This window comes from Heyndrickxia ginsengihumi (genome assembly GCF_011008565.1).
Lineage (GTDB): Bacteria > Bacillota > Bacilli > Bacillales > Bacillaceae_C > Weizmannia > Weizmannia ginsengihumi.
In genome coordinates this window covers 12,924-39,608 of the sequence record NZ_JAAIWK010000033.1, presented here as the reverse complement: position 1 = coordinate 39,608, position 26,685 = coordinate 12,924, and the positions used below count along the sequence as shown (strand labels likewise).

Below are 26,685 nucleotides of genomic sequence, written 5' to 3'. Positions count from 1 at the left end.
TAACAACATTCGGATTCATGGAACACTTGGCTATTTAACACCAATCGAATACAAGAAAAAGACCTTATAAAAATTGTCCAGTTTAGTGTTGACAATCCACTATAAAAGGGCACGCGCTTAGCAAGTGACCTGTGCACCTTGACCGCCGCAGAGCGGAGGGCAAGTGCACCAATTCTTATTTAATATTGTGTTATTTATTAAGTTTCATTTTAACTTCTTATATTTAATTGTATTTCCACTTTTCTTCCTTTCGACTATATTCCATTCAGGAGTTTTATTAGGTTGGTTTCCTACATTAGCTAATTATCGTAAAAAATATCGCAACTTATCCCCCACATAGAACGATTGCTATGGTTGAAAGGGGAGATATTAATGAATATTCAACGGATCTTTACAGAAACCCAAGATTTTAAGACTTTAATCATACATCAACTAGAGAAAGAAATTGAAAAGATTGTATCTGCCGCTTACAATGATAAACAAGTAGATATAGTCGCCATCAACAATGGAGGGCGACAATAATGAAAATAGCTGGATACATTCGAGTTTCAACTAACAATGAGGGTCAAAAGGAGTCTCCTGAAAATCAAAAACAGATGATCTTAGACTACATTGAAGAAAACCACTGTGACCTATATGACTTCTATATAGACGTTCAAACAGGAACTACAGACAAACGTGAGGGATTAAAAAGACTCATCCAAGACGCTGAAAATAAGGAATTTGATGTTATTGTGGCTAAGGAGTTAAGTAGATTAGGTCGTAATGTTGAATTACTATATCAACTAAAGCGTGTGGCAGAGACTAAAGGGGTTCGCTTAATCACTTTAGATGGTAAAGTTGATACACAAGACTTTTCAAAACAAGCTATGTTCGGTCTATATGCTTGGATTTATGAAAGTGAAAGTCAACGAATAAGTGACCGTATCAAGTCTGTTTATCACATGAAGTACAAAAGCGGAAAATTCATGGGTAGTATTCCTCCCTATGGCTATAAACTTCATAAAGGACAACTATTACTTAGAAATGATTATACAGTAGATATTGTACGTGAAATCTTTGACAAGTATCTAGAAGGTTGGGGGCATGACAAAATCGCTAGGTATCTCACAAATAGAGATATACCAACACCTTCCAAACTGATTAAGAAAGCTAGTGCAAGTCTATATTGGCAAGGTTCTACTGTTAAAAAGATATTAAAGAACCCCCACTACGTAGGAGACCTTGTACAAGGCAGAGAAACCACTATGAACGTGACCAATAAGACACGTAAGGTAAATGACCAAAGTGAATGGATAACCATTTCTGACGCTCACGAGCCTATCATTTCAAGAGAGGTATTTGAACAAGTACAAAAGCTACTTGAACAAAAGGCTAGAAGAGGTCGGGGTGGAACTAGAAAGAGTAAGCACCTTTTTACAAATATGGCTTACTGTTCTGAATGTGGTCATGGCATGTGGTATCGTGCCAACCGTAAAGGTTATATTTGTGGAACCTATGCCAAACATGGCAAAAAAGCCTGTTCTAATCACGCAATAAAGGAACAAGAACTAACTGAAATAATCCTTGATGACCTAAAAAAAATGTCTAGTAGTTTAGAACATCCTAACCTAGAAAGTAAGATTGAGAAAAAGGTCAAGGCTACCGCAAAAAAGAACAAGTCTAGACTAGAGTCTATTGAACGACAAGTTCAAAAACAAATAGAACTAAAGCGGAACGCATTAAAAAAGTTTATTAACGAGGATATATCTAAACAGGATTATGATGACTTTATAAGTATGGTACAAGAAAAGCTGCAACAACTTGAATTAGAGAAAATAGAGATAAAAAAGGAGATGGCAGAAAGTCACGAAACAAGTAAAATCTCTGCCATCATAGAACAACTTAGAGGTTTTTTACAGTTCAATAAGTTAACATCCGAGATGTTATTAAGGTTTGTAGATAAAATTGAAGTAACCGAAAACAAAGATATTAAAATTTATTACAAATTCGCACAGGTTGAGGGGTTATAATTTCCCTCAATCATTTTTTAAAACTAACTGTGAAATGCACTCCACGTGTGTGGAGTGCTAGGTGTAGACAAACCATAGCAAATTTTCTGGAGCAGTGGAATTCACCTTTTAAAAGAGTAACATTATATTATCAATTTTCCGATGTTTCCAATGCACACCAAGCATTTAATGAAGTCTTGGCAATCATCAGAAAAATTATTACAATTGCTGGTGCAATAAAAGTGGCAGCTAGACCAACTTTAGCACCGATTACTGCCGAAACCATCGAAACAATAGCAGTCTTGTTCTCCTTTGTTTGGGTTAATTGTGCTAACTCATTTCGATCAGCCGCATATTCGGGATTTCCACAAAGCAATTTGTGGATTTCTTTTTTTAGTAACGGCAAAAATTTCTTCTCTGGCTGTGGCTGTCCAGTAAAAGGTGATGTATTATCTACAGACGCTTCAAGCCAAGCTAAAGCAGCCTCTTCATGAGATTTTGAAGCTAATAACTCCGATACAATTTCCTTTTGATAACTTGGTAATGCCTCCAACCAACCTGATTCTTCAACGTCAGAAAACAAATTAAGATCTGCCATTTTACAACATCCCTTCTAAATATCCCACTGAGACAGCATGGGTTGTTTGGTGTAATGTCTGAGGGTCTATCCCACCTATGCTAATTCCGCCATTAATGGTTGGCACATAGGCTCCAATAAGTATCCCAATCAAAGTACCATCAGATGTACGAATAACCGGACCACCCGACTGCCCTGGTCGAGCTTGAATATTTAAAACAAGATGTTTAGATTTGATTCCTTTGGAACTAAGAAGTATTTTTGCACCTACCTCGCAGGTCTGTTGAGTCAAAACAATTCTACCTAAATTTGAGTGAGGGAAACCAATAACAGTAACTGCCTCGCCTGGATTCGCCCTATCAGCATTCCCTAATTTAACGTTTGATTGAGCTGATACATCTCCTTGTAAAGACAAGATGCAAAGATCTCTTAATGGGTCTATTGCCTCAATTTTCACAGGAACAAGTTGGCATTGTTGGATAGTCGTATCCTGGTATCCAGAATCGTAATTGGTGTTTAATCTAATAAATAGGTTTTCATTACTGCCGTTTACTACATGTGCCGCTGTTACTAATAGGTTCTGTTTATTTAACAATGTACAGGTACCAGCCGCATAATAGGTATTATCTATCACTCTACCTATTGAAAAGACAACATTTTCAAACATTGAAAAACCCCCAATTTCGTTAATTAATCAGCCAGATTTCCACATGTTATTTTAAATTTATATGGAATAAGCACAGGCTCTTACTTCTATAATACTATATCTTCACAAAAAGAAAGGGGTTGTGCCTATGGACAAAGACACATTCTTTACAATGAAACCATCTATTCGAGTCAAAGAGGTAAACCAATTTTAAAAAAAGTATGACTTGAGGAAAGTAGCCGAAATCGTCGGTATCCCATACAGCACTTTCACGAAAGAAATGAGAACCGGTGATTATTTTTATCACCAATCGGACAAGCAATATTACCCATTCGTGAGATCAGAAGACGAACGGTTAAAAGCGGAACAGATGGATGAATCAGCCGAATTAGCCTTTATCAAGGAACACTTTAACACTTTAAAAGGTTTGCTCCAAATGTACCAATCCAATAGACTGTTGATGCTTGATGAGAGGATTTACAGTAAAGAAGCAAAGTATGAAAATAAGAGCCTCAAAATGAACAAAGAGCTTTACGAAGAATTCAAGAAATTTTGTGAGAAGTATTACCCTCAATTCAAAATTCAAGGTTTGATTTGTCAATCTTTATTGGATTTTCAAAGCAAATACAGTCAGTAACGAGAAAAAGAGCCCATAAGCTCTTTTTTTTACGGATTCAGTGTTGAACTACACAGTTTACAAAAAACAGAAAAAACGATTAGAGCAGAAAAAAGCTCAAGCATTTCTTTATAATGACGAATTCAACCACTAAGCTATCTATTAGTGGGGTTTTAAAGGTCAGAGTTGATTCCACTCCTGATGTAGTACGTCGAATATTCAACTCTTATCTTTCAGGAAAAGGATTTGACAGAATTGCACGGGAGCTTTTCGAGGACGGTATAGCAACTCCTTCTGAAATTGCAGGAAAGAGAAATTCCAGTTCACTATGGCATGGGTCTACAGTTAGAAAAATACTAGAAAATCAACATTACATCGGTAATCTAGTTCAACAAAAGGAAACTTCAATTAGTGTAACAACTGAAAAACGTAAAAAGATTGATCCTGCAAATTATGTTGTCATTGAAAACACACATAAGCCTATTATCTCTAAAGATGATTTTCATGTTGTTCAACAGTTAATCTCTGAAAGAAAACGTAAACGACCATATGCTAAAAAACACCTCTTCACAAATATTTCCTTTTGTTCTAATTGTGGTAAGAGTATGCACTATAAAGCCAATCGTAAGGGATATATTTGTGGGGCATACAATAAGTATGGTCATACAAAATGTTCAGATCACCATGTAAGAGAAAATGGACTGATTGAAGCAATTTCAAATGATATAAAGCAAATGTTTTCAGCACTCTCTACAAAATCTTTTCAAAAAGACATTGAGAAAAAGATTGCAAACTTCATTCAGCGGGATCAAAAACAACTCACTAACATTCTCAAGGTGATAGAAAACATAAAGAAAGACAAAACGACTGCACTTCGCATGAAAATACGGGGTGAAATCCAAGATGAAGAATACAGATTGCTCATTGAGGATAATGGTATCCAACTCGCTAAACTGAATGAGGAGAAGCTAAAATTAGAAAAGGGATTACTTCAACAAAAACAAACGATTGATTTTACAAAACTAATCCAACAAATTGAACGGTTTGTTCAAAACCCTGTTCTTGACGAAGAAATGCTTCACAAACTAATAGAAAGAATTGAAATAAAAGAAGATGGGAGTCCAAGAATCCATTACCGATTCTCGGACCCTTATATATCTTCTATTTTTTTACGAGTAACACACAGCACTCCACGTGCGCCGTTTGTGGAAACATGTCCACTGGCTGCATGTATTCGATTTTGTATGCGGTGCTGAGTGTTTGTAAGTCTCTGGCAAGTGTTGATGGGTTGCAAGAGACATAGATGAATTTCTTTGGTTTTACTTTTAAGATTGTTTTCAGGAGCTGGTCGTCGCAGCCTGTGCGCGGCGGGTCAACGATGACTACGTCTGGGCGCCAGCCCTCTTTTGTCCATGTTGGCAGTAATACTTCTGCTTTTCCTGTGTAATAATGCGCATTGCTGATGTTATGTTTCTTCGCATTTTTCTTAGCGTCATCGACGGCTTCGGGGATGATATCCATGCCGCGGATTTCAGCGGCGCCGTCAGCTAGCCACAAACCGATTGTTCCAACGCCGCAATAGGCGTCTGCAATTTTTTCCTTGCCTGTTAGTTGTGCCGCTTTTTTGACTTCATTATATAGCTTCACTGTTTGCATCGGATTTAATTGGAAGAAAGCACGTGCAGAAAGTTCATATGTAAACTCTTCTAGCCGTTCTTCGACGATCTTTTTGCCTGATAGATGGATCGACTCGTCTCCAAAAATAAGCGATGTTTTCTTTGGATTGACGTTTTGGACAATGGAAACGACGTCAGGCAAACGTTTTTGGATTTCAGCAATCATAACATCTTTTCTTGGCAATTCTTTTTTCGCCGTAACAAGGACAACTTGCACTTGGCCTGTTTGTGTACCGACGCGAGTGACAATAGTGCGCATAATGCCTTTTCGCGTTTTTTCGTTATATATTGGAATGTGGAAATCGGCCAAAATTTGTTTCACAACATTGGTTACTTTATTCGTAGCAGGCTGCTGCACAATGCATTCTGGAATATTGATCAGCCTGTGAGAATCGATGCTGTACATCCCTGCGATCACTTTGCCATGATCTTCGCCAAGCTGGAATTGACTTTTATTACGGTAATGCCATGGGTTTTCCATGCCGATTGTTTCACGAATATCCAATGTTTCAATTGGGAATTTCGTATGCCGCTCAAGCGCCTGGATGACAATATCGCGTTTTTCAATTAACTGCTGCTTATAATCTAAATGTTGTAATTGACAGCCTCCGCATTGCTCATAAACAATGCATGGTGCTTTTACGCGATGAGGAGAACGTTTGCGGACTTTTTTTACAACTGCTTCCGCAAACTTTGGATGTACTTTTGTTACTTCAACTACAACTTCTTCTCCTGGCAATGCTCCAGGTACAAAGATGACTGTTTTTTTAAAATAACCGACACCTTCTCCATTGATGCCGAGACGTTTAATTGTTAATGGAAATTGTTGCTTTACTTTTATGATTACTTGTTGTTTTTGCATATTATTCCGTCCTTTAATTACTCGATGCTTCTCCATAAATATAAGGAGGCGTAGCTTAAATAAGGTTCCCACTCTTTTGCAAGCATGTCCATTTGTTCATAAGTCGGTTTTTGCTCGAACTGAAAAAGATTGCGAATCGCATTTTGAATGCCGATATCTGCTTTTGGGAATAAATTTTGACGGCCAAGTCCAAACATTAAAAAATTCTGCACCGTCCATGGCCCAATCCCGCGGATTTTCGTCAATTGCTTTAAAATATCAGCATCTGATTTTTGCTGCAACTCTTCAACATTTAGTTCCCCGGAAGCAATCATTTTGGAGAGACCAATGATATATTCGGCTTTTCTTTCACTAAATTGAAGCTCACGCAGCTCTTGGACTGTTCGTTCCGCTATTGTCTCCGCATCTGGATAAAACCAAACACCATCTTTTTCAAAACCAAACGTATGGACGAATCGTTCTGTTAATGTGCGCGCAAACGCCATATTTAACTGCTGATGAATGATACATTTAGCAAGACATGCAAAATGGGAAAAATCAAGTACGAGCGGTGTACCGCGATGCTTTGTTAAAATAGGTTTTAATGATGTCGCAGATAAATGCCGTTCAATTTCAGCTAAGTTCGCATTCCATTGAAAAATCGTAGCAATCCGTTCTAAAACGGCATCTTTCGTTTCGAGATGCTCCCCTTCCACTTTAAAAACTGGTTGCTCCATCGAACCGATCGCAACAATTTTTGCAACTTCAGGGACTTCATTATAAATTGGCATCTTGATCGTTCTTTCTTCTATATGTACTGTATGTAATGGATCTAATGACAAGCGTTGTAATGCAAGATCAAATTGATATGGACCGTTTATTGCAACAGTTTCCTCCCACATAACTACCTCTCAACTCGTTTTTCTGTATTATATCATACATTAAAACAGAAAAAGAAAGAGTGAGACCCGATGTAGGGCCTCCGCTCTTTAGTCTTTTTCTTGCGTAGCTGGATGTTCCTTTTTCATAAAATCGTCCATACTTTTGAATTTATACCCTTGCTTTTTAGCATCTTGAATTACTTTTTGAAGTGCATTTGCATTATCTTTAGAAACGGTGTGCAAAAGCATAATTGCTCCTGGATGAAGCTGCTTCATGATATTATCATAGGCATATTGTGTACCTTGTTGTCGGTTAATATCCCAATCATAATAGGCTAATGACCAAAGGACGTCAATATATCCTTCTTGCTTTGCTAGCTGCAATGTCCGTTCACTAAAAACACCGCGCGGCGGACGTAAATATTTCATTTCTTTTTGACCTGTAATACGTTTCGTTTCAGTTTTAACCTTTTCGAGTTCCTCACGCAGCTTCTCATCAGAAACTTGTGTAAAATCCGGATGGCCCCATGAATGGTTTCCAATAATGTGGCCTTCTTTTACCATTCTTTTAACAAGATCTGGCTCTGACTTTAAGTAATGACCGGTTACAAAGAAAATAGCTGGGACCTTTTCTTCCTTTAATACATCTAAAATTTTAGCTGTATAACCATTTTCGTACCCATTATCAAATGTTAAATATAGTACTTTATCGTGAGGATTGCCTTTATAAACACCACCATATTTTTTTAAAGCTTCATCATAAGCTTTGCCAGCTTCAGCCTGTTGGCCATTTTTCCCTTTGCTAAATCCCCAATGAATTGGCTGATTAGAAACCGCATAGGTAGAAGTTTGGAAAGAAAAAGAGAAAAATAAGCAAACAACAGGGATTAATAAAAACCAAAACCATTTTTTCATCTGACATGACTCCCTTGATTTTTCAATTTTTCTTAGTTTTTCTCTTTCTTCCTCTTCCATGCTGGTAATATTTGCGTATAACGCCAGTCTCCTAATTTCCATCCGATCTCATAAACCTAACATGATTTCAGTCTATCTACATAATAAAGAGCTATTCCAGCAGATGGAATAGCTCTCACACTTATTTGCTAAATTGTTGAATTTTAAACTCAAGATCATCCATCATCTTAATGAGACGATCAACATCTTCAAGTTCAGTCATTTCCGGATCCATTGAATCTAGCACTTCTAAAAACATGTTTAGACGCTCTTTTAAATAGTTCAATTGTAAGTTTTTGTCATACACAGCGTTTCCCAAAAAAATCCTCCTCAATCCGCTTCAATCTCTATATTTGTTTTTATTATAACACGGTTTGATTTCTTACGATACTTGTACAAAGCATTTACAACGTTTAGCCATTATTTTGGCTGTTCACTAGCAGAGAAGCCAAATGAAATATAGTCTTGAACTGGAATCCATGCACCAATGCCTTGTGAAGTAACATTTTTAACCATTATTTCTTTTTTTGTTCCTTTTAATACGAGATAGACTTCGCCGTACGTCACTTTTCCTTTTTCATTAATTGCTGGTGCGTATCCATATAAATAGCCAACCCGTTTCGGGGCAATGTTGTATTCATGTTCTTTCTTTGTACCCGCCCCGATTGTCGTATCGAATGCTAGCGGTAAATTGGTATTTTTCATCGCTTTTAATAGCATCATTTTCTTTACATCTTCTAATTTTTGTACCTTTGCTGTGAGTCCGCCCCTGACGACCTTTTGTGTTTCTTGAACATAATGCATTTTATAATTTGTTTTTCCGCCGCGATTATCATAATAATTCGTGTTCACTTTTTGATATTGCCAGTTTGGAGCAGTCTCTGCCGATTCATAATTAAGCGGCCATTCTCCTAAATAAATTTTTGCCCGCAGCCCGATAGAAAAAATCGATCGATTGACAGAAGTTTCATTTAGCATCCGTATTAAATTAGGATTTTCTATTTTTACGTTAGATGTTTTTAATAGCTGACTTGTAAAATCACTCGGCTGTAAATATGGCAAGTCTTGTGTTGCATTAGGATAAGTATTTTCTTTTGCTATATTAAGAACAGATGATGGAATATTAACAGTCTTTTTCGCTTCTTTTGCTTGTACACTAGGGATAGTGACAACCATTGCAAGCATCGCAATTAATATTGTCCTTAAGAAGACTTTCAACATGTAGGTAACTCCTTTCTGCTGCTATTCATGATGATCTATTTTTGTGAAGGCAACATTATTTTTTTCATGTTCGATTCAGATTATCCGTACTTTTTCTTCAAATAAAAAAGCTTACTGCGATAGCAATAAGCTTTTATAACTTTATAGTAAGAAAAATCCAATTCCCATTATAATATAAGCAGCAAGCATTGTTGCACCTTCAAACCAGTTAGTCTCACCATCATTTGCTAAAATAATCGTAAGCGTGACAGATACAATCATTGCAACCATTTCAGGAATTGAAAATACAAGCGGCATCGCCTTCTCAAAAAACAATGAAGCAAGTACTAATACAGGAACAACGAACATCGAAACTTGCAAAGTCGAACCAAAAGCAATTTCAACGGCAACATCCATTTTATTTTTATACGCCATTAAAATTGCTGAAGCATGTTCGGCTGCGTTCCCGACAATCGCAACGATGATAATCCCGATAAACATTTCGCTCCAGCCAAAACTCTTCGCCACAGCTTCAAATGTATGTACAAGATTTTCCGATACATATGCAACCGCTAATGTAGCTAATGCAAGAATAATGATTGCCTTTGTTTTGCTCCATTCTGGCTCTTCTTTTTCATCTACTACTTCATTTTCATCTCTAATTTGATAAATTCCCCGATGTGTAACAAGTTTAAAGAACAAAGCTAATAAATATAAGATAATTAAAATAATCGATATACCGACACTTAAACTAATCGTCTTGCCATTTGATAAATTCATTGAAAATACTTCTGGAATGACAAATGCAATAAAAACAGCAAAAATTAATAATCCAGAATTGTGCCTTGCATCATAAACATTAAATTTCTGACGCTTATACTTTAATCCCCCTACTAAAAAAGACATGCCAGCAACAAGTAATAAGTTGCCGATTACCGAACCTGTTAACGAGGCAAGCACAACTTGATGCAGGCCTGCTTGTAATGAAAAAATCGAAATAATTAATTCTACGGCATTTCCAAATGTCGCATTCAATAATCCGCCAATCCGCGGTCCAGCAATAATCGCTAAACTTTCTGTTGCTCGTCCCATAAAGCTTGCAAGCGCAACGATCGTTAAACAGTAAATAACAAACATAAGCACACTTGGCCAATGCAGTAATGCCCCAATAACTGATATCGGCACCCCTATAAAGACCAAAATGCTAAACACTCTATTCATGCTAAACCTCCTTAGATCAAAACATCACAATAACGACTATTTCTTATGGAAAAATACATTCTATGATAAAATTTTACAGAAGAAACAATATATTGCCAAACATTTTTAAGTAATTTAGCTAAATTTGTAAATAAGTAGCAAAGGAAAATATATATGACAAAAAAAGAACGGCTTCGTTTTTGGATTCTCGTTAGTATGATTTCCATTTCAGGTTTTTCTCAAGGAATGATTCTCCCGTTAATTTCTATCATTTTTGAAAAAGATGGAATTCATTCATCATTAAACGGACTTAATGCAACTGCCTTATATATCGGTGTTTTGTTAGCATCTCCATTAATGGAAGTCCCGCTTAAAAAATTCGGTTACAAACCACTTATTCTATTCGGAGGGTTATCTGTTACGCTTTCACTTTTCTTATTTTCGACTTGGAAATCTTTTTGGTTTTGGTTCTTCCTCCGTTTATTTATTGGCATTGGCGATCATATGTTGAATTTTACTACACAAACTTGGATTACCTATTTTTCAAAGAAGGAAAACTTAGGGAGAAATATCTCTCTATACGGACTATTTTTTAGTTTAGGGTTTGCCATTGGCCCATTCATGACAAGATTGCTTGAAATAAATGAAAAGCTTCCTTTTATTGTAACTTCACTTATTAGTCTTTGCATTTGGTGTACAATTCTTACATTAAAAAATGAATTTCCTGAGGGTGATTCAGACGGGGCTTCATTTATAAGCACCATTAAAAGATTCGGCAAAGTTTGGAAATATGCATGGGTTGGTTTGCTTCCGCCTCTTGCCTACGGATTCATGGAAACAACTTTAAATAGCAGTTTCCCGATCTACGCTATTAGAAATGGTCTTGATATCGATGCGGTTGCCATGATCATTCCTGCTTTTTCAATTGGCAGCATCGTCTTTCAATTGCCATTGGGGATCTTGAGTGATCGGTACGGTCGACGAAATATTCTGATCGCCGTATTATTAGTTGGCAGTATTTGTTTTATCGCTGCTGCGTTATGTAAAGGATTAGCAATCGGTCTATTTATATGCTTTTTTCTTGCTGGTATGGCAGTAGGTTCCACTTTTTCACTTGGAATTAGTTTCACATCTGATTTATTACCGAAATCTTTATTGCCCGCTGGTAATATCATGTGTGGAATACTATTTAGCTGCGGCAGCATGATCGGTCCATTTGTATGTGGAATAATCATTGATTCAGTAAAAGGCAGCAGTTTTTTCTATTTAATCAGTTTTGTACTCTTCAGCATTACAATTTCACTATTTTCTTTTAAAAACAACGTGACGGTTGCCAAAACTTTGTAAAACAAGCGTCTATTAAAAAAATAGACGCTTGTGCTGTTACTTTAATGGTAGCCGTTATGACCATTAGCTGAGCTTGATGTCTTTCCTTTTGGCTTTTGCTTACTATTTTGTTTCGTGCCGCCATCTTTTTTCGCAGACATTTTTCTCCCCCCTTTGTTTTCGTACTTTTACTATGTGCAATTTTTATAAACATCATGAATGTTCTCTTCTGCCAAAAAATGCTGCATTAATTTCTCCCCCTAAAATTAAGATGATTCCGCTAATATAGAACCACAGCATTAAAATAATAATACCGCCCAAACTTCCATATGTTGCATTATAGTTTCCAAAATGACCGACATAAAAAGATAAAAGAAACGATGCTACGATCCAGCCAATTGTTGCAAATATTGCTCCTGGTAAAATTGAAGTAACTTTCACATGCTTATTTGGTGCTATATAATACAAAATACTAAATACAACAAATATCACAACAGGGGTTAGTCCAAAACGTAAAATATTCCAAATACGTTCAAATTGTTGAGATAAACCAAATATCGAAAAAATAAAGTTTCCTACATGTTCACCAAAAATGGGCAATATGAGGACAAGCAGCAAAACAAAAATCATCGCAATCGTTAATACGATCGATAAGCTCCGCGAAACAAAAAAGGATCTTGACTCTTTTACTTTATACGCACGATTTAAAGCCTTTATTGTAGCATTTATCCCTCCAGATGCAGACCATAAAGTGACAATCATACCTATTGAAAGGAGCCCTCCGCTGCGGCTCGTTAACACTTCTGTTATTGTTGTCGCAATAATGTCAAAGGATTGTGTAGGAACAACATCGCGTACAATACTTAAAACGTATTCTTTATCGATCGGCAAATAAGGCAATAAAGAAAACATAAAAAGCAATAATGGAAACAAAGACAACAAGAAAAAATATGCCAATTGTGCTGCCATTCCCATAATGTCGTTTTCAAGTGAGTTTCTAATCAGTATTTTAATTGGTCTTTGTTTCACAACCTGTGTTGTAAGTTTTTCGATCTTGTCCATTCTTTCACCTCTCACAGTCCACTGATACTTTATATTTCCCTTTCTAAGCCTTCTAAAACATTTTACATATTCAGCCAAAAAGATGTTGTAGAAAAGTTCATAAAAAATGTGTGTATTCATATTCCTTTTTGTATAATAAGATTATCTAACCGGAGTTGGAAAGGAATGAATAGGTTGAACCTTACTAAAAAATCTCCTGAAAATGTAAAATTTATGATTGAGCAAATCACAGCTAAGTTGAAAATGGTAAATGTTTCAGCAATTGATGCATCCCAATATAATGAAGATTGCTACGAAGATTTGCATGATATTTATACGATGGTCATGAAAAGAGAGTCTTTTAGTCCCAATGAAATGCAAGCAATTGTAGAAGAACTTGGAAACTTGCGCAATTAAATCTACAGCACCAAGTCAAGAAAAGAGGTTCAGAATTATCCAATTCTGAACCTCTTTTAAATAAATCTTTATTTGTGCATACATGTTCGTCTTTAGCTAACAACTTTTCAGTTTTGTCCCAGCCTAAAAGGATTTAGCATCATTAAGATGCTAAGTCCTTATTTTTTATAATCTTGATCCGTCGTAATAATGATGCCATCTTTTGTAACTGCAACGGTATGTTCATACTGAGCAGACAGAGAGCCGTCACGAGTTCGTGCTGTCCAACCATTATTATCCATCTTCGTTTCATATCCACCAATGTTTACCATCGGTTCAATTGTAAATACCATACCTTCTTTAATTCTTGGCCCTTTATGGGGAAGACCATAATGCGGAACTTCTGGCTTTTCATGAATAGATGGCCCAATTCCATGGCCAATAAAGTTACGAACTACTGAAAAGCCTTGTGCTTCTACGTAAGTTTGAATCGCATGACCGATATCACCAATACGATTTCCAATCTTTACTTGTTCAATTCCCTTATATAAAGATTCTTTTGTAACATCCAATAACTTTTGCGTTAAAGGACTGACCTTTCCAACTGGATAACTCCATGCAGAATCAGCTAGCGCACCATTTAAATTGACTACCATGTCAATCGTTACGATATCCCCTTCTTGTAATGGCTCTTTGCGTGGGAAACCGTGGCAGATTTCATCATTAATACTTGCACATGTTGCAAATTGATAACCTTGATAGCCTTTCTGTTCCGGTGTTGCTCCATGCTCTTTTAAATATTGATCAACAAATTCCTCAATTTCCCATGTTGTAATCCCTGGCTGAATCATTTTAGCAATTTGATGATGAGTATCCGCTAAAAGCTCGCCAGCCTTTTTCATCATTTCAATTTCTCTTTGGGATTTTAATGTAATCATAACGTCTCTTCCTTTCAACATTCCCTAACTAATTCTATGTAAACATAAAAAAGCTGTGCGTTCTTCCTTCTATCATATCGTTAAATCGATCTGTTAGCAAAAAAATTCCTCATATTATATAAGTAAAAAGGACCAGTCCTATTTTTGAAGGACTAGCCCTTATAAAAATAATCGTTTATGCATCCAAAAGTTTTAATGATTCGCGGTTAAATGCGGGTAAATCATCAGGTGTACGGCTTGTCACCAATTGATTTTGGCAAACAACTACTTCTTCATCATGATAATTTACACCGGCATTTTCTAAATCTACACGAATAGAATTATAGCCAGTTGCATCTCTTCCGTCTAATGATTTTGCTGTAATAAGAAGTTGTGGACCATGACATATTGCGAATACTGGTTTTTTAGCATCCATAAATGCCTTTGCAAATTGAACAAAACGGTTATCATCTCGAAGAAGATCTGGTGAAAAACCACCTGGGATTAATAGGGCATCGAATTCCTCAGCTTTTACTTCATCAATACTTTTATCAATTGTAATTGAAGTACCGTGTTTTCCTTTGACAGTTTTTCCTGCTTCTTTCTCAATGTTGATCACTTCATGTCCAGCATCTTTATACGCTTTGACAGGATCAGTGTACTCAACATCTTCAACCATGTCTGTTACAACAACTGCTACTTTTTTTGCCACTTGCAACATCTCCTTATTTTTTTTACGACATCACAATAACATATTTCCCTATTTATATAAAATGAAACGCTCGACATAAAAGCAGATTAGCTTTCAAAATTTGTAATATTAGACAAAAACATTTCCCAAGAAATAATATTATTTCTATCCAAAGTAAATTTTTGTCAAAACTTACATAAAAAAGGCCAAACATCGATGTAAACAATAGGGAAATATCCTCCCTTATGCTTAAGATGTTTAGCCTTTTATCATTTATGATTTCATTTATAAATGAGTAATTGATTTTCGTTTCAGGGTGTTCGCTTTCCGCAGGGGGAGCTAAGCCTCCTCGGCGTTTTACGACTTTCATCAATTTTGTAAAACTAGCTATGCCGCAATGTTATTGAGATTTCCCATTTGTTTTTGGCAAAATCAATACTTCTACACGTCTATTCTTTTCTCTTCCAGCTGCAGTAGCATTTGAGGCAATTGGTTTAAATTCTCCATATCCTCTTACACTAAAATATTTTGCATTAAGATTAGAGTTTTCTAAGAGGATTTTCAAAAAGTTCGTTGCCCGCATAACGCTTAATTCCCAATTTGATTTATATTTAGAGTTATGAATCGGTACATTATCGGTATATCCACTAACAATAATACTTCTAGGAGTATCCATTTCAAGGAGATGTGATAGCTGCTTTGCCGTCTTTATGTCTCCTTTGCGAACAGACGCCTCACCTGAATCAAACAATACATTATCGCGGATTGTAATTAATAATCCTTCATCTGTTAAAGACGTCTGAAATTTTCCTTTTAATTTTTTCGCTTGAATATATTGGTCAATTTTTTCTTGCGTGTCTTTTAATTGCTGATCATTGTTCGTATTTGAACTAGCTTGGTTGTTGTTCGTTAAATTATTTTGTGTCTGTTTTTTCGTCTCGACGCTTTTTACCTCTGATGATCCATTGTTATCATCAGCTGTTTGTTTCGTATAATCAAAAAAGCTTGTCCCACCAACAAATACACCATTTAACACTTTAGAAAATTTTTGGAACTTTTGAGCGTCGATAGAGCTCATTGCAAACAATACGATGAATAATGCAAGGAGTAATGTTAGTAGATCGGCATATGGCAAGAGCCATGATTCACTTGGATGCTCTTCTTCCCTCTTTTTCGTTCGACGCTTACTCATCAGCTCCACTACTTTCTTCTAACAATTTTTTACGTTCATTATTAGGTAGATAAGAAGCCAATTTTTGTTCTATGATTCGCGGAGATTCCCCTGCCAAAATAGACAAAATTCCTTCAACCATCATTTCTTTCAATTTTACTTCTTTTTTTGATTTACGTTTTAATTTATTGGAAAATGGATGCCAAAGAACATAACCAGTAAAAATACCTAATAAAGTCGCAACAAAGGCAGCAGAAATGGCGTGACCAAGTACTTCTGTATCAGACATATTTCCGAGGGCAGCAATTAATCCTAAAACAGCCCCTAATACCCCTAATGATGGAGCATACGTACCCGCTTGAGCAAAAATAGTAGCTCCCACTTCATGTCTTTCTTCCATTGCATTAATTTCTTCATTTAGCACATCGCGAATGTAGTCAGCACTTTGACCATCGACCGCTAAACTTAATCCATTTTTTAAAAACGGATCGTCTACTTCATTCACTTTTGCTTCTAATGCTAGTAGTCCATCTTTACGAGCAATTTGCGCCCATTCAGAAAACATTAAAATGATATCTTCTGTACTTAATGATTGTTGCTCTGTAAAAATAATTTTTAACAGTTGCGGAATTTTTTTTATCTCACTCGAAGGAAATGCAATTACAACAGTGGCAATTGTTCCTGCAATAATGATTAATAATGCTGCGGGATTAATAAGAACAGTAGGACTAACACCTTTTAATACCATGCCGACCCCTATAGCCACAATCCCCAATATAATACCTATTATCGAAGTTTTATCCATTTTTTTCACCTTTAACATTCATGATCTCTTCTATGATTATATCGGATAAAGTAGGTTTATTTATAGTGAAATTTGAAAAGATTTGTCGGATTCTATCATTTTTTAGTGAAAGTTTTGCAGAGTTCCCCTATTCTAACAGCTTTTTCTCGATCTTTTCCTGGTAATTTTTAAAAATAGATGAATTGGAGCGAATTCTATTTTTAGAGAGTAATTGATTGTATGCCAGTATCTTTTCATTTAACTGTTTTTGCAACCCTTCCTTTTCAAGTTCATTTTCAGATTGCTTAATTAAATCTTCAATAGTCATAAGTTCTTTTTTTATATTGGCTTCTTCCGGAGAAAAGCCTGCATTTTTTAAGATTCGATAACCCATTTTCAAATCCGCAGGTACACCTGCCAAATCATCTTTAGGCAGTGGCTTTCCGTACCCAGATAAATGATCAAACGCACCGTTTCTTGTCGCTTCACGGATTTTCTCTTCAACAAGACGAGTAAAATCCATATAAGCACCTCCTTCATTTTATTTATATTGTATGATAAGTTCTCTAACCTTTAAACAAGAATACTTTTCCTGTCACAATTAATGAATTTATTATTGTATACAATTATAGTATGATAAAGCCTATGAAAGGGTGGATATGATGGAAGTAAGACCAGCAGGATTTTGGATTCGTTTATGCGCAACAATTATAGATTCAATTCTCATTACGATCGTCTCAGCGATATTTTTCTGGGTGAAAAGTAGTCGCACTAAAGAAATCATTCAAACGACGTTGGAATTACTTTATGATTTAATTGTCCCTGTTGCCTGGAATGGCTTTACAGTTGGGAAAAGAGTTTGCCGGATCCGGATTGTAAAAGTCGATGGTAGTAAAATAACTTTTAAAACCGTAATCATGAGATACATAGTAGGTTGTTTCGTCTATACGATTACTTTTGGACTTGGTGCTATTGTAAGTGCCTTTATGGTTGGATTAAGGAAAGATAAACGTGCAATTCATGATTTTATTGCAGGAACACACGTTATCTATGATTAAAGAAGGTCAAATGCTAAAGCATTTGACCTTCTTTACTGTTTCTTTAATTGTTTACTGCTTCAGGCATTAATTGCATTGATGGACCGAAGAATTCATAACGGATATTTTCTTCAGGGATACCTAACGCAGCAAGAGATGTCACGACTCCTTTTAAGAAAGGAACAGGGCCACAAACATAGCAAATAGTATTTGAATCAATTACTTTTTCAAGAAATTCCTTATTTAAATAGCCTGTATAAGCATAATCACCATTTGGATCTAATGGCTTTTCATAGCCGAAATAATAATGGCCATTTTCTAATTGGCTGCATAATTTCATTTGTTCCTCTTTAAAAGCATGGTATTCTTCGTTTCTAGCTGAGTGAATGAATGTAACATCACGTTTTGAATCTACATTAACTAAAGATTCAAGCATAGTCATCATTGGTGTTAAACCAACTCCACCGCTAATAAGAGCAATTGGTGCATCTTCTTCCATATTTAATGTAAATACACCAGCTGGTGCACTAACTTCAATTTGATCCCCTTCTTGAACATGATCATGAAGATAAACAGAAACTTTTCCGTTTGGTTCATTGTCTGCTTCGCGTTTAACAGAAATACGGAAATATTCATTTCCTGGGGCATTTGATAAACTATATTGACGATTTAAAATATACTCTTCACCTGGTATTTTCACTCTGATTGTAATATATTGTCCTGGTTGATAAGTTGGGACTGGTTTTCCATCTACTGGCTTTAAGTAGAAAGATGTAATGACATTGCTTTCATGTACTTTTTTGATGATAGTGAACGCTTTAAAGTCATCCCATCCACCTGGTTGACTTGCAGCTTCTTTGTACATTTCTTTTTCAATGGCAATGAATACATCGGCAATTGCACCGTATGCTTCTGCCCAAGCATCGATAATTTCATCTGTCGCTGCATCTCCTAAAACATGCTTAATAGCTAATAGTAAGTACTTACCAACGATTGGATATTGATCTGCTTTAATTCCTAATCCACGGTGTTTATGTGCAATTTGGTCAACTACAGGTAAAATAGCTTCTAAACGGTCAATATATTTTGCTGCTGCAATGACTGTATTAGCCAATGCTGTTTGTTGTCTTCCTTGCGCTTGGTTTACATGATTAAAAATATTCAATAACTCAGGATGTGCTGCAAACATTGTTTTATAAAAATATGAAGTAATTTTTGTACCGTGTTCCTCTAAAACTGGGACTGTTGATTTAACAATATCAATTGTTTTTTGTGATAACATTCTATTCACTCCTCAAAGTAATAATGATGGTAATCTTTTTAATTTCACTGTGTTACTAAAAGTAATATTTAAAATACTTCTTTAAATTATCTCATCTGTCACATAAAAGCAATATTTTAAATACATCTTTAAAAAAGTTGTCACAAATTCAGCAAGTTTTTTAATTAAAATGTATAATAAATCTATTGGTAGGTGATTTTTAATGCGACTGACTAATTACACGGACTATGCATTGCGCGTGTTAATCTATCTAGCGACAAAACAAAATGATCAATTAGCGAGTATTAAAGAAATCGCTGATGTTTATGGAATATCTAAAAATCATTTAATGAAGGTAACGTATCAGCTGAGTAAAATTGGAGCCGTAAAAACGGTACGTGGACGTAATGGCGGGATTTGCTTAGCAAAAGACCCAAGTGAAATTAATATTGGGAAAATTGTCCGCCTGACAGAAGAAGATTTTAAATTAGTAGAGTGTATGGATGGAAACGATCCAGTGTGTATTATTTCTCCTGTTTGTGGACTAAAGCATGTATTAAACCAAGCTTTAGCTGCATATCTTAATGTACTTGATCAATATTCATTGGCAGATATCGTCAGAAATCCGCTGCAGTATGCTCAGCTGTTCCAAATAAAGGAAGCTGTAAAAGATACAAAGGATACTTAAAAAGGTATGGCCATATTTCTTCGGTCATACCTTTTTTTCTAGAAATGCTTTTAATATGATTGCATTGTTATGATACTGATCTTTTGCACAAAAAAGTAACGTTACTTTTTTGTCGGTATTAAGTTGCCATAACAGATTTAATTCAGAACGATCATCTAGCTGTTCTAATTCTTCTATATAGCGACGTTTAAATTCCTCATACTTTTCGATGTCATGAGCAAACCATTTTCTTAGTTGATGACTCGGTGCAATTGTTTTCAGCCAATAATGAATATTCGCTCGTTCTTTTGTTAGTCCTCTTGGCCACAATCGATCTACTAATACTCTGTAACCGTCGTCCTCGCTTCTTTCTTCATAAACTCGCTTTATTTCAAACATCTTTTTATCACCGCCATCTTGTCCTATTTCATTCTAAGCATATCATTATTACTAATTTTGCTGGTAATGAATAAGTAGTAATTTCGCTTTAGGAGTCTCGCTTTCTTCCGCTTCAATGATTAATCAATAATAGGTTTTCACTATTTCTTAATTAAATGAAACTTACTTACAGGTTTTTTGTGCTTTTATACTTTGGTGAACATTTTCCGCTTCAGGATGCTCACTTTCCGCGGGCGGATGCTGAGCCTCCTCGGCGTTTCCGCCTGCGGGGTCTCATCTATCTCGCTTTTCCCGCAGGAGTCTCGCATCCTTCCGCTCTAATCGATTAGTCAATAATTAGGTTGCTCGCTTATCTTAATTAAATGAAACTCACTTACAGGTTTTTGTGCTTTTATACTTTGGTGACATTTTCCGCTTCAGGATGCTCACTTTCCGCGGGCGAGCACTAGCCCTTCGGTGTTTTCAGCAATCCCCCCTTTCCCGTCCTTTCGTTCCAATCAACATCTTCAGAAAGTAAATTTGCACTTTTCTTGCATTTTCTCGACCGATTGCTAAAATAAAAAGAAAGATTCTGAAAAAGGGGAATACATATATGGCTGCATTTCAAGAGAAACTTGGGAAATATGCTGATTTAATCGTAAAAGTTGGCGTTAATATCCAAAAAAATCAAATTTTAGTCATTAATACTACAATCGATAATGCTGACTTAGTACGTTTCATTACGAAAAAAGCATATGAAATTGGCGCAAAGGACGTTATCATCAATTGGTCTGATGATGTCGTTTCCCGTTTAAAATACGATCTTGCTCCAGAGGAAGTTTTTCAAGAGTTTCCAAAATGGAGAGCACAAGAGCGTATTGAACTAGCAGAACAAGGGGCCGCCTTCGTATCCATCGTCTCCTCAAGCCCTGATCTTCTTAAAGGTGTGGATGGGAAACGGATTGCCGCATTCCAGAAAGCTGCAGGTACTGCCCTCAATAAATTTAGACAATATATCCAGTCTGATAAAGTTAGCTGGACAGTCGTCGCTGCACCATCAAAAGATTGGGCGCAAAAAGTATTTCCAAACCTTTCTCCAGAAACAAGTGTTAATAAACTTTGGGAAGCAATTTTCAAAGCTGTCCGTATTAACGAAGAAGATCCTATAAAGGCATGGAAACAACATGATCAAAAACTTCATGAAAAAGTGAACTATTTAAATAAAAAACATTTTAAGAAACTACATTATACTGCTCCTGGTACAGATCTCACAATTGAGCTGCCGGAAAAACATCTGTGGGTTGGGGCTGGAAGTATGAATGAACAAAATGTTGAGTTTATGGCCAATATGCCGACTGAAGAAGTATTTACAGCACCGAAAAAAGATGGTGTTTACGGATATGTCTCCAGCACAAAACCACTAAGCTATGGCGGCAATATTATCGATGAATTTAAAGTAACTTTCGAAAATGGCCGCATTATTAATGTTGAAGCGAAACAAGGAGAAGACATTTTAAAAGAATTAGTTGAAACAGATGAAGGTTCACATTATCTAGGAGAGGTTGCACTTGTCCCACATCAATCTCCTATCTCCGAATCAAATATTTTATTTTTTAATACTCTATTTGATGAAAATGCTTCAAACCACCTTGCCATCGGAAGTGCTTATGCCTTTTGTATTGATGGCGGCAAACAAATGTCACAAGACGAACTCGCTCAGGCTGGTTTAAATTCTAGCATTACACATGTTGACTTTATGATCGGATCTGAACATATGAATATTGATGGAATTTTAGAAGACGGGACAACTGAGCCATTATTTCGAAACGGGAATTGGGCATTTTAAGGAAGAAAATGCCACGTGAATCACTATAAACTTGTCTGCATAAAGGATTCAGAATCATTCCATTCTGAATCCTTTTTTAATTCAAGATTTTATCCTTTATTGATTAAGTACTTCTCTAGGATCGCCGCGGAAATCAATTATTCATCATCACAAATACCATTATTTTTTCAAAATTTTATATTATATGTTTATTTCATTCTTAATTGTTTTCTGATTTTTTTCTGTGTATCATTGTAGCATTGGAAGATTTTTGAAATGGGGATATCATGCCATGAGGATACGCGATTGGGATCAAAATTTGAAAGTTAGACTTTTTGGGGAATCACTTATGAACTTTACATTTTGGATGTCTTTCCCATTTCTAACCATTTATTTTACAAAAGCTTTTGGAAATGGGATCGCCGGAATATTACTAATTGCTTCACAAGTTTTTTCTGTCGTTGCAAATTTACTTGGCGGTTTCTACGCAGATCGTTATGGACGGAAACGGATGATGACCATATCTGCATTATCCCAAGGGATTTCCTTCATCATTTTTGCCTTTGCAAATTCGCCATGGTTTCATTCTTCAATATTAAGCTTTATTTGTTTCACTACTATAAGCATTTTTAGTTCAATCTATTCTCCTGCAAGTCAGGCGATGGTTGCAGATGTTGTCGATGAAAAGCATCGCAGCCATGTTTTTTCTGTTTTTTACGCCTCACTTAATATTACTGTCGTCGTCAGCCCTATATTAGGCGGAATTTTTTTCACATACTACAGATTTGAACTACTAACATTTTGTGGATTATCCTGTATCATACTGGCTGCTTTATTAACAAGATTTACAAGGGAAACAACCCCTAAAACTACACATACGATTCAAAGCTTAAATACGTGGTATAATACGCTTTTAAATCAAGTTAAACATTATCAAGTCATTCTATATGATAAAGTATTTTTACTTTTCATATTTGCTGGGGTTTTAGTTGCCCAAACTTTTATGCAGCTGGATTTTGTTTTACCTGTTTATACGAATAAAGTTTTTCAGGAAGGTGCTTTATTAAATGCAGGCATGATTCATCTGCATTTTTCAAGTGCACAATTTTTCGGGTTTATTTTATCTGAAAATGGTCTTGTTGTTGCTGTATTAACGATCACTATTACAAAATGGATATCACAATTCCCGCATAAAAATATTTTTATACTTTCTTCATTACTATATGCCATATCGATATTTTTATTTGGCATATGGAATTCAAGCTGGGGATTTATTGCTTCGATGTTATTGTTCTCATTTGCGGAGTTAATCGTAACAGGCATTCAGCAAAGTTTTGTATCAATATTGGCACCTGATCATATGCGTGCTCAATACTTTGCAGCGGCAAGTTTGCGTAATACAATCGGGAAAATGCTTGCTCCAATTTCAATTCCACTTGTCGGTTGGATAGGGTTTAGTGGAACGTTTGCCATTCTTTCATGTCTAGCAATCATTAGCGCTATTATTTATATCATTATGTTTAAACTTTATGATCAAAAACATAAAAGAATAATCACAAATGGGAATAATTGAACTTATTTCCCATCTTGTGTCATTATTCTTTTTTATTTGCACTTTTTTACAGTAATGATTTTCAACCATTTGTTTCATAATATTGAAAGATATATGAATTTGAAATGCAAGTTTTCATTTTCAAATCTTGGGTAAAATTGAATATACCCTTTTTCAGAAAGAAGTGGTTATATGTTAACAGCTCAACAATTATCACATTTTCGTTCAATCTTACAAGATGAATTAAAGGAATATCATCAGCAATTGAATCAAAACGATGACCATTATCAGTTAGAGAGATCCCACCCATATGACTCCGTTGGGGAACTTTCTAGCTATGACAATCACCCCGCAGATACGGGGACAGAGCTATATGAAAGGGAAAAAGATTTCGCGCTGAATGAGCATACAGAGTATGAAATTGAAAATATTAAAAAAGCTCTTCAGGCGATTGACAATGGAACATATGGAAAATGTCAAACATGTGGAAAAGAGATTCCATTAGAAAGGCTGGAAGCAATTCCCTCTACCCTCTTTTGTAAAGAGCATAGCTTAGATCAAACCATTCCTAGAAAACGGCCTATAGAAGAGGACATTCTTACACAATCATTGAAAAGATTAAACTTCGATGATTCTAAAGATGAGTCTGTTGTGTTTGATTCAGAAGATTCATGGCAAGCTGTGGCAAAATGGGGTACTTCCGAATCTCCTTCCGATTTTCAACATGCCCCTACTGATTATAGTGATTTATATATTGAATCAGAAGAAAATGATGGTTATGTGGAAGATTATGAGAACTTTGTTGGAACAGATATGTCTGGCAAGGAACAAACCATTTACCCTTCTGAAAAATACCGTCAATATATGAATACATTAGATGAAGTCGATATGATGACAACGTTCGGAGATTTGCCTCGTAACGAAAAAGATCCTTACGTTGAAGACGAGGACAGCAAAGATCGTTAAGATTTAAAAAATCAGGTGATTATGCCTGATTTTTTTACAACCTATCTTTTTTTGTAGCATATTTTGTGAATTTTTCTATAAATTGCCTTTACAAAGAGGAATTCTCGTAAATTTTTTTCACAAACTCTCACCTTTCATTAGTATCATAAAGACTATTTTGATATAATTTTTACTGTATGATAAAAAGGATATGAACAGATGGAGTGATTATATTGGGAGAAAGATTAAAAAGGTACATGAGTGATACTTTAACGATAAAAACAAGCTTTGTATTTCCACCAGATACAAACCACCACGGCACATTATTCGGTGGAAAATTAATGGGGTATATTGATGATATTGCCTCCATTGCAGCAACAAAAATGGCAAGATGCAGTGTTGTAACAGCTTCAACCGATTCTGTTGATTTTATCAAACCTATTCGTGTTGGTGATGTTGTAACATTAGAAGCAATGGTAACTTGGACTGGGACTTCTTCAATGGAAGTGTTTGTAAAGGTCTATGCAGAAAATTTAAATACCGCTGAAAAGTCGATCGCAGCTATTTCTTTTCTAACTTTTGTTGCATTAGACGAAAATGGCAGACCAACAGTCGTACCAGAAGTAGTACCGCAAACCGAGGAAGAACATTGGTTAAATGAAACGGCAACAGTTAGGGCAGAACATCGAAAAATACGCAAAAAGCAAAGTCAAGACATGGCACGTTTTTTATCGAAATCATAATGTGGTTAAAATAAAATTCCTTTTTTTTCAAAAAAAGGAATTTTTCACTTCATTACTCTATGTGAAAAAATTTACAAATTGATTAAGTTTTTAAAGTATGATGTAATGACCTTTTTTAAAAACGCCTTTCTCACAATGATTATGCCCATTATTCACTATTACAAACTTGTAACATCGGTGTTGGAATAATATGTATCGCCCAAAACAGACAAAAAACGACTATACTAGTATGAGAGACTATAATTTTTGATTATTGTTCGATCATCCATATGATCTTTTCAGAAAAAATATAATTGAGATACTATTAAAAGGTAAGGTGAAAGTAATGTTTGCAGGCAGTGAAATTGGAATTGATTTAGGAACGGCAAATATTCTCGTTTATTCAAGAAAAGAAGGTGTCATATTAGATGAGCCTTCAGTCGTAGCAATTGATAATCAAACACAACAAGTATTAGCATTTGGGCATGAAGCAAAAGAAATGATTGGGAAAACACCTGAAAAAATCACAGTCATTCGTCCATTAAAAGATGGGGTAATTGCTGACTTTAATATGACAACTGAAATGCTAAAACAAATCATGAAAAAAATTAATAAACAAAGTGGGCTATCTATCCGTAAGCCAAATGTCATTGTTTGTACACCTTCAGGAGCAACTTCTGTAGAACGCCGTGCAATTGAAGATGTCGTTAGAAACAGTGGAGCAAAATCAGTACATTTAATAGAAGAACCTGTAGCTGCAGCAATTGGGGCAGATTTACCTGTAGATGAACCTGTAGCGAATGTTGTTGTTGACATCGGCGGCGGTACAACTGAGGTTGCTATTATTTCACTGGGCGGTGTTGTTACTTGCAATACGATTCGTATCGGCGGTGACAAAATGGATGATGACATTATCCAGCACGTCCGTAAAACATATAATTTGCTGATTGGAGAAAGAACGGCAGAAAGAATCAAAATTGAAATTGGATATTGTCCGATTGAACATGATGAAAAAACAATCGAAGTTCGAGGACGAGATTTAGTAACAGGGCTTCCTAAAACAATCACGTTAAACTCAAAAGAAATTCAAACATCATTACAAGATTCACTATTACAAATCCTTGAAACCGTTCGTGCAACATTGGAAGATACTCCAGCAGAACTTAGCGGCGATATTGTTGACCGTGGTGTCGTCTTAACAGGTGGAGGCTCGCTTTTACATGGAATGCAGGAATGGCTAAGCAATGAAATTATTGTTCCTGTTCACATTGCCGCAAATCCATTGCAGGCAGTAGTGACTGGTGCTGGGCGCTCACTTCAATTTATTAATAAAATGAAAGCAGTAGCAGCAAAATAAATTATCATTTGCCGGGTGTTAATCATTCATTTT

At 35.8% G+C, this 26,685-nt stretch carries 29 protein-coding genes; 13 read left to right on the top strand and 16 right to left on the bottom strand.

Translation table 11 applies throughout. From position 1 onward, the window contains the following. The first annotated feature begins 372 nt into the window (after positions 1–372). Positions 373–522: a hypothetical protein gene (locus G4D61_RS15915; RefSeq protein WP_163174351.1), complete on the top strand. Its 150-nt coding sequence runs from the start codon at positions 373–375 to the stop codon at positions 520–522. Then, on the top strand, positions 522–2,012 hold the full coding sequence (locus G4D61_RS15910) for a recombinase family protein (protein ID WP_163174349.1): 1,491 nt from the start codon (positions 522–524) through the stop codon (positions 2,010–2,012). The genes G4D61_RS15915 and G4D61_RS15910 overlap by 1 nt, the downstream gene beginning before the upstream one ends. A 130-nt stretch (positions 2,013–2,142) precedes the next feature. Here the strand turns inward: G4D61_RS15910 and G4D61_RS15905 are convergent, their stop codons facing one another. Continuing rightward, a complete protein-coding gene (locus tag G4D61_RS15905) occupies positions 2,143–2,589 on the bottom strand; it encodes a hypothetical protein (RefSeq protein WP_163174347.1) in 447 nt (148 codons plus the stop codon). 1 nt (position 2,590) lies between these two features. Beyond that, complete coding sequence (locus tag G4D61_RS15900; RefSeq protein WP_367613786.1) at positions 2,591–3,202, bottom strand: S1 family peptidase; 612 nt, start codon at positions 3,200–3,202, stop codon at positions 2,591–2,593. Positions 3,203–3,440: 238 nt separating this feature from the next. Between G4D61_RS15900 and G4D61_RS15895 the strand changes: the two genes are divergently transcribed. Continuing rightward, positions 3,441–3,851 (top strand): hypothetical protein, encoded by a 411-nt coding sequence (locus G4D61_RS15895; protein ID WP_235929386.1) that lies wholly within the window; start codon positions 3,441–3,443, stop codon positions 3,849–3,851. A 113-nt stretch (positions 3,852–3,964) separates the two neighbouring features. Next, on the top strand, positions 3,965–5,086 hold the full coding sequence (locus tag G4D61_RS15890) for a recombinase family protein (protein WP_163174343.1): 1,122 nt from the start codon (positions 3,965–3,967) through the stop codon (positions 5,084–5,086). Here G4D61_RS15890 and rlmD read toward each other — a convergent pair. The 6 genes from rlmD to cax form a co-directional block, all read right to left on the bottom strand. After that, positions 4,992–6,368 carry a 23S rRNA (uracil(1939)-C(5))-methyltransferase RlmD gene (gene rlmD, locus G4D61_RS15885; RefSeq protein ID WP_163174341.1) on the bottom strand — a complete coding sequence of 459 codons (1,377 nt, stop codon included), beginning with the start codon at positions 6,366–6,368 and terminating at the stop codon, positions 4,992–4,994. The genes G4D61_RS15890 and rlmD overlap by 95 nt on opposite strands. A 17-nt stretch (positions 6,369–6,385) precedes the next feature. Beyond that, the gene (locus tag G4D61_RS15880; RefSeq protein ID WP_025729684.1) at positions 6,386–7,249 is read right to left on the bottom strand and encodes a DNA-3-methyladenine glycosylase family protein; all 864 of its coding nucleotides are present in this window, start codon (positions 7,247–7,249) and stop codon (positions 6,386–6,388) included. A gap of 87 nt (positions 7,250–7,336) precedes the next feature. Continuing rightward, the gene (gene pdaA / locus G4D61_RS15875) at positions 7,337–8,143 is read right to left on the bottom strand and encodes a delta-lactam-biosynthetic de-N-acetylase (RefSeq protein WP_035354339.1); all 807 of its coding nucleotides are present in this window, start codon (positions 8,141–8,143) and stop codon (positions 7,337–7,339) included. 181 nt (positions 8,144–8,324) lie between these two features. After that, a complete protein-coding gene (locus G4D61_RS15870) occupies positions 8,325–8,501 on the bottom strand; it encodes an SE1561 family protein (protein ID WP_163174339.1) in 177 nt (58 codons plus the stop codon). A gap of 101 nt (positions 8,502–8,602) precedes the next feature. Continuing rightward, positions 8,603–9,358 carry a YfkD famly protein gene (locus G4D61_RS15865; RefSeq protein ID WP_371316508.1) on the bottom strand — a complete coding sequence of 252 codons (756 nt, stop codon included), beginning with the start codon at positions 9,356–9,358 and terminating at the stop codon, positions 8,603–8,605. 186 nt (positions 9,359–9,544) lie between these two features. Then, complete coding sequence (cax, locus tag G4D61_RS15860; RefSeq protein WP_025729677.1) at positions 9,545–10,603, bottom strand: calcium/proton exchanger; 1,059 nt, start codon at positions 10,601–10,603, stop codon at positions 9,545–9,547. Positions 10,604–10,756: 153 nt separating this feature from the next. Between cax and G4D61_RS15855 the strand changes: the two genes are divergently transcribed. After that, the gene (locus G4D61_RS15855; RefSeq protein ID WP_025729676.1) at positions 10,757–11,929 is read left to right on the top strand and encodes an MFS transporter; all 1,173 of its coding nucleotides are present in this window, start codon (positions 10,757–10,759) and stop codon (positions 11,927–11,929) included. Between the two features lie 192 nt (positions 11,930–12,121). Here the strand turns inward: G4D61_RS15855 and G4D61_RS15850 are convergent, their stop codons facing one another. Beyond that, positions 12,122–12,961, bottom strand: a complete 840-nt coding sequence (locus tag G4D61_RS15850; protein ID WP_025729675.1) for a YihY/virulence factor BrkB family protein — start codon at positions 12,959–12,961, stop codon at positions 12,122–12,124. A gap of 183 nt (positions 12,962–13,144) precedes the next feature. Here G4D61_RS15850 and G4D61_RS15845 point away from each other — a divergent pair, with 183 nt between their 5' ends. Then, entirely contained in the window at positions 13,145–13,366 is a 222-nt protein-coding gene (locus G4D61_RS15845) for a DUF1128 domain-containing protein (protein ID WP_163174352.1), read from the top strand. 158 nt (positions 13,367–13,524) lie between these two features. Here the strand turns inward: G4D61_RS15845 and map are convergent, their stop codons facing one another. The 5 genes from map to G4D61_RS15820 all read right to left on the bottom strand — a co-directional run bounded on the left by map (position 13,525) and on the right by G4D61_RS15820 (position 17,431). Further along, a complete protein-coding gene (map, locus tag G4D61_RS15840) occupies positions 13,525–14,283 on the bottom strand; it encodes a type I methionyl aminopeptidase (protein WP_025729672.1) in 759 nt (252 codons plus the stop codon). A 175-nt stretch (positions 14,284–14,458) separates the two neighbouring features. Further along, positions 14,459–14,974 carry a type 1 glutamine amidotransferase domain-containing protein gene (locus G4D61_RS15835; RefSeq protein WP_035354318.1) on the bottom strand — a complete coding sequence of 172 codons (516 nt, stop codon included), beginning with the start codon at positions 14,972–14,974 and terminating at the stop codon, positions 14,459–14,461. A 379-nt stretch (positions 14,975–15,353) separates the two neighbouring features. Then, the gene (gene motB, locus G4D61_RS15830; RefSeq protein WP_035354315.1) at positions 15,354–16,145 is read right to left on the bottom strand and encodes a flagellar motor protein MotB; all 792 of its coding nucleotides are present in this window, start codon (positions 16,143–16,145) and stop codon (positions 15,354–15,356) included. After that, positions 16,138–16,929 carry a flagellar motor stator protein MotA gene (gene motA, locus G4D61_RS15825; protein ID WP_025729666.1) on the bottom strand — a complete coding sequence of 264 codons (792 nt, stop codon included), beginning with the start codon at positions 16,927–16,929 and terminating at the stop codon, positions 16,138–16,140. Before motA ends, motB begins: the two co-directional genes overlap by 8 nt. A gap of 127 nt (positions 16,930–17,056) precedes the next feature. Then, positions 17,057–17,431: a DnaJ family domain-containing protein gene (locus tag G4D61_RS15820; RefSeq protein ID WP_035354312.1), complete on the bottom strand. Its 375-nt coding sequence runs from the start codon at positions 17,429–17,431 to the stop codon at positions 17,057–17,059. A gap of 139 nt (positions 17,432–17,570) precedes the next feature. Here G4D61_RS15820 and G4D61_RS15815 point away from each other — a divergent pair, with 139 nt between their 5' ends. Beyond that, a complete protein-coding gene (locus tag G4D61_RS15815; protein WP_371316528.1) occupies positions 17,571–17,966 on the top strand; it encodes an RDD family protein in 396 nt (131 codons plus the stop codon). A 43-nt stretch (positions 17,967–18,009) separates the two neighbouring features. On the opposite strand, the gene hmpA is transcribed toward G4D61_RS15815, so the two are convergent. Beyond that, on the bottom strand, positions 18,010–19,227 hold the full coding sequence (hmpA, locus tag G4D61_RS15810; RefSeq protein ID WP_025729661.1) for an NO-inducible flavohemoprotein: 1,218 nt from the start codon (positions 19,225–19,227) through the stop codon (positions 18,010–18,012). Positions 19,228–19,429: 202 nt separating this feature from the next. Here hmpA and G4D61_RS15805 point away from each other — a divergent pair, with 202 nt between their 5' ends. Then, positions 19,430–19,894: an RrF2 family transcriptional regulator gene (locus G4D61_RS15805; protein ID WP_025729659.1), complete on the top strand. Its 465-nt coding sequence runs from the start codon at positions 19,430–19,432 to the stop codon at positions 19,892–19,894. Between the two features lie 24 nt (positions 19,895–19,918). Here G4D61_RS15805 and G4D61_RS15800 read toward each other — a convergent pair whose 3' ends face one another. After that, positions 19,919–20,272 carry a DUF488 domain-containing protein gene (locus G4D61_RS15800; protein WP_035354306.1) on the bottom strand — a complete coding sequence of 118 codons (354 nt, stop codon included), beginning with the start codon at positions 20,270–20,272 and terminating at the stop codon, positions 19,919–19,921. Between the two features lie 592 nt (positions 20,273–20,864). Here G4D61_RS15800 and G4D61_RS15795 point away from each other — a divergent pair. The 5 genes from G4D61_RS15795 (at position 20,865) to mreBH (ending at position 26,652) form a co-directional block, all read left to right on the top strand. After that, on the top strand, positions 20,865–22,097 hold the full coding sequence (locus G4D61_RS15795; protein ID WP_025730276.1) for an aminopeptidase: 1,233 nt from the start codon (positions 20,865–20,867) through the stop codon (positions 22,095–22,097). A gap of 271 nt (positions 22,098–22,368) precedes the next feature. Beyond that, positions 22,369–23,649, top strand: a complete 1,281-nt coding sequence (locus G4D61_RS15790) for an MDR family MFS transporter (RefSeq protein WP_025730274.1) — start codon at positions 22,369–22,371, stop codon at positions 23,647–23,649. A gap of 171 nt (positions 23,650–23,820) precedes the next feature. Further along, a complete protein-coding gene (locus G4D61_RS15785) occupies positions 23,821–24,594 on the top strand; it encodes a TraR/DksA C4-type zinc finger protein (protein WP_025730272.1) in 774 nt (257 codons plus the stop codon). 236 nt (positions 24,595–24,830) lie between these two features. After that, positions 24,831–25,316, top strand: a complete 486-nt coding sequence (locus G4D61_RS15780) for an acyl-CoA thioesterase (RefSeq protein ID WP_051476299.1) — start codon at positions 24,831–24,833, stop codon at positions 25,314–25,316. Between the two features lie 325 nt (positions 25,317–25,641). After that, on the top strand, positions 25,642–26,652 hold the full coding sequence (gene mreBH / locus G4D61_RS15775; RefSeq protein ID WP_025730268.1) for a rod-share determining protein MreBH: 1,011 nt from the start codon (positions 25,642–25,644) through the stop codon (positions 26,650–26,652). The last annotated feature ends 33 nt before the right edge of the window (positions 26,653–26,685 follow it).

Coding starts and splice junctions, on each gene's coding strand:
- cax (WP_025729677.1), bottom strand. CDS start 10,603: ATGAATAGAGTGTTTAGCATTTTGGTCTTTATAGGGGTGCCGATATCA.
- G4D61_RS15915 (WP_163174351.1), top strand. CDS start 373: ATGAATATTCAACGGATCTTTACAGAAACCCAAGATTTTAAGACTTTA.
- G4D61_RS15805 (WP_025729659.1), top strand. CDS start 19,430: ATGCGACTGACTAATTACACGGACTATGCATTGCGCGTGTTAATCTAT.
- G4D61_RS15780 (WP_051476299.1), top strand. CDS start 24,831: ATGAGTGATACTTTAACGATAAAAACAAGCTTTGTATTTCCACCAGAT.
- G4D61_RS15785 (WP_025730272.1), top strand. CDS start 23,821: ATGTTAACAGCTCAACAATTATCACATTTTCGTTCAATCTTACAAGAT.
- G4D61_RS15795 (WP_025730276.1), top strand. CDS start 20,865: ATGGCTGCATTTCAAGAGAAACTTGGGAAATATGCTGATTTAATCGTA.
- G4D61_RS15910 (WP_163174349.1), top strand. CDS start 522: ATGAAAATAGCTGGATACATTCGAGTTTCAACTAACAATGAGGGTCAA.
- hmpA (WP_025729661.1), bottom strand. CDS start 19,227: ATGTTATCACAAAAAACAATTGATATTGTTAAATCAACAGTCCCAGTT.
- motB (WP_035354315.1), bottom strand. CDS start 16,145: ATGAGTAAGCGTCGAACGAAAAAGAGGGAAGAAGAGCATCCAAGTGAA.
- G4D61_RS15820 (WP_035354312.1), bottom strand. CDS start 17,431: ATGGATTTTACTCGTCTTGTTGAAGAGAAAATCCGTGAAGCGACAAGA.
- G4D61_RS15855 (WP_025729676.1), top strand. CDS start 10,757: ATGACAAAAAAAGAACGGCTTCGTTTTTGGATTCTCGTTAGTATGATT.
- map (WP_025729672.1), bottom strand. CDS start 14,283: ATGATTACATTAAAATCCCAAAGAGAAATTGAAATGATGAAAAAGGCT.
- G4D61_RS15865 (WP_371316508.1), bottom strand. CDS start 9,358: ATGGTTGTCACTATCCCTAGTGTACAAGCAAAAGAAGCGAAAAAGACT.
- G4D61_RS15800 (WP_035354306.1), bottom strand. CDS start 20,272: ATGTTTGAAATAAAGCGAGTTTATGAAGAAAGAAGCGAGGACGACGGT.
- G4D61_RS15790 (WP_025730274.1), top strand. CDS start 22,369: ATGAGGATACGCGATTGGGATCAAAATTTGAAAGTTAGACTTTTTGGG.
- G4D61_RS15815 (WP_371316528.1), top strand. CDS start 17,571: ATGGAAGTAAGACCAGCAGGATTTTGGATTCGTTTATGCGCAACAATT.
- rlmD (WP_163174341.1), bottom strand. CDS start 6,368: ATGCAAAAACAACAAGTAATCATAAAAGTAAAGCAACAATTTCCATTA.
- pdaA (WP_035354339.1), bottom strand. CDS start 8,143: ATGAAAAAATGGTTTTGGTTTTTATTAATCCCTGTTGTTTGCTTATTT.
- G4D61_RS15905 (WP_163174347.1), bottom strand. CDS start 2,589: ATGGCAGATCTTAATTTGTTTTCTGACGTTGAAGAATCAGGTTGGTTG.
- G4D61_RS15890 (WP_163174343.1), top strand. CDS start 3,965: ATGACGAATTCAACCACTAAGCTATCTATTAGTGGGGTTTTAAAGGTC.
- mreBH (WP_025730268.1), top strand. CDS start 25,642: ATGTTTGCAGGCAGTGAAATTGGAATTGATTTAGGAACGGCAAATATT.
- motA (WP_025729666.1), bottom strand. CDS start 16,929: ATGGATAAAACTTCGATAATAGGTATTATATTGGGGATTGTGGCTATA.
- G4D61_RS15880 (WP_025729684.1), bottom strand. CDS start 7,249: ATGTGGGAGGAAACTGTTGCAATAAACGGTCCATATCAATTTGATCTT.